At 60.5% G+C, this 2073-nt stretch carries 1 protein-coding gene; it reads right to left on the minus strand.

Translation table 11 applies throughout. The features are described from left to right. Window positions 1-250: 250 nt before the first annotated feature. Window positions 251-2026: a monovalent cation:proton antiporter-2 (CPA2) family protein gene (locus HMPREF9371_RS10790; protein ID WP_009120186.1), complete on the minus strand. Its 1776-nt coding sequence runs from the start codon at window positions 2024-2026 to the stop codon at window positions 251-253. Window positions 2027-2073: the final 47 nt, after the last annotated feature.

The following is a 2073-nucleotide window of genomic DNA, read 5'->3' on the forward strand; positions in this document are numbered from 1 at the left end:
ATCTGAACCCCATTGAGAAGCTTTTTGCCAAGTTCAAGGCGCTGCTGCGCAGGGCGGGCGAGCGCACGGTGGGTGCGCTGTGGCGGCGCATGGGGCAGCTGGTTGATTTGTTCTCGGCTCAAGAGTGTGCCAATTACTTCAGATCGGCTGGGTATGTAATTAATTAAATCGAAACAGCTCTAAACCCTGCGGCAAACCGGTGTGGGCAGCTCGCAAAAAAGGGGCGGGCGGATTGGCGCCCGTCGGCGATTCAGTGCGCCGGCGGCGTATTTTTCAGCAATAAGGCACGGCCGGCAAATTCGTCGCCCGCCACTTCCAAAGCAAAGCGCTCGGCATCGGCGCGGCGCACTCGGCTACGGATGGCATCGGCTTCGGCCTCATCCGCCCCCAGCGCTTTCACGGCCTCACTGCCCATGCTGACGGCGCCATCGAAGGTTTCGCGTACCAGGAAGTCGGCTTCGGCTTTCACCAACTCGAGCGCATGGCGGCGGTCGCGGGCGCGAACAATTACCTTGGCAGCCGGGCAGCGGTGTTTGGCAACGGCGGCAATACGGGTGGCGGCGGCGGCATCGTCCACGCACACCAAAATACAATCGGCATGATGCGCCCCGGCCGCGTGCAGCACATCTTCACGCGAACCGTCGCCGTAATACACCTTAAAGCCGTAACCGCCGGCTTCGCGGATCACATCGGGGTTGTTGTCGATAATCGAAATCTCTGCGCCGTAGGCAATCGGCGCTTGGCTGGCGATTTGGCCGACGCGGCCGAAACCGATGACCAGCACATTGCCGCGCAATTGATTTTCGCCGTTTTCCACGCTGTCCACGCCGTCAAGCGACACGCCACTGCCACGGGCAAAGCGTTGGTGCAGAATCAGCATCAGCGGGGTAATGGCCATCGACAACACCACAATGGCGGTCATATTGGCATGCACGGTGGCGTTGATCACGCCCTGCGCAGCGGCAGCGGAAAACAGCACAAAAGCAAACTCACCGCCCTGTGCCATCATCACCGCACGTTCCAGCGCCTCGGCGTGGCTGCTTTTCGCCAGCCGCGCCACCAGGTAGATCACGGCGGCTTTCAGCACCATCAACACCGCCCCCCCCGAAAGAATCAACGGCCAGTTTTGCGCCACCACCTTCAAATCCAAAGCCATGCCCACGCCGAGGAAAAACAGGCCGAGCAGCAGGCCGCGGAAAGGCTCGATATCCGCTTCGAGCTGATGTCGGAAAGACGATTCCGACAGCAGCACGCCGGCCAGAAACGCCCCCATGGCCATCGACAAACCGCCCACCTCCATCAGCAGGGCTGACCCCAAAACCACCAGCAGCGCCGCCGCCGTCATCACCTCGCGGGCTTTGGATTTGGCCAAAATGCGGAATAAAGGGTTGAGCAGCCACAAGCCGGCGGCCACCAAGGCGGCCACCGACAGCAAGGCCATGCCGATGCTGGTCCACAGCGAAGCACCGGCCTCGCCGGCCGCGGCGATGTGCTCGGCGCTGGTTGGCGCCAGAAAAGCCACCATCGCCAGCAAAGGCACGATCAACAAGTCTTCAAACAGCAAAATCGACACCATGCGCTGCCCGGCGGGGCTGGCCAGCGCATGGCGTTCACCCAAAACCTGCATCACAATCGCCGTGGAAGTGAGCACAAAACCCGACGCGCTCACCCACGCCACCTGCCAAGGAAAACCGAAGGCCATACCGGCCAGGCTCAACACCACCGCGGCCAGCACCACCTGCATGCTGCCCAAGCCGAAAATCTGCCGGCGCAAACCCCACAGATGCGAAGGCTTCATTTCCAGGCCGATGACAAACAAAAACATCACCACGCCCAGTTCGGCCACATGAATAATCGCCTGCGGGTCGTCAAACCATTTCAAACCAAAGGGGCCGATGGCCAGACCTGCGGCCAGATAACCCAGCACCGAGCCCAAACCCAGCCTTTTGAACAAAGGCACGGCAATCACCGCCGAACCCAATAAGGCGACCACTTTAATCAGTTCGCCCGCACCTGCTGCTGCCATCGATACCTACTCATGAAAAATGGCTATTCAATAGGGGCTGAAGTAGA

The sequence above is a fragment of the Neisseria shayeganii 871 genome, assembly GCF_000226875.1.
Classification (GTDB): domain Bacteria; phylum Pseudomonadota; class Gammaproteobacteria; order Burkholderiales; family Neisseriaceae; genus Eikenella; species Eikenella shayeganii.

What these genes read in the sequence shown, in the direction of transcription:
- HMPREF9371_RS10790 (WP_009120186.1), bottom strand. Translation starts at nt 2,026, where the DNA reads ATGGCAGCAGCAGGTGCGGGCGAACTGATTAAAGTGGTCGCCTTATTG.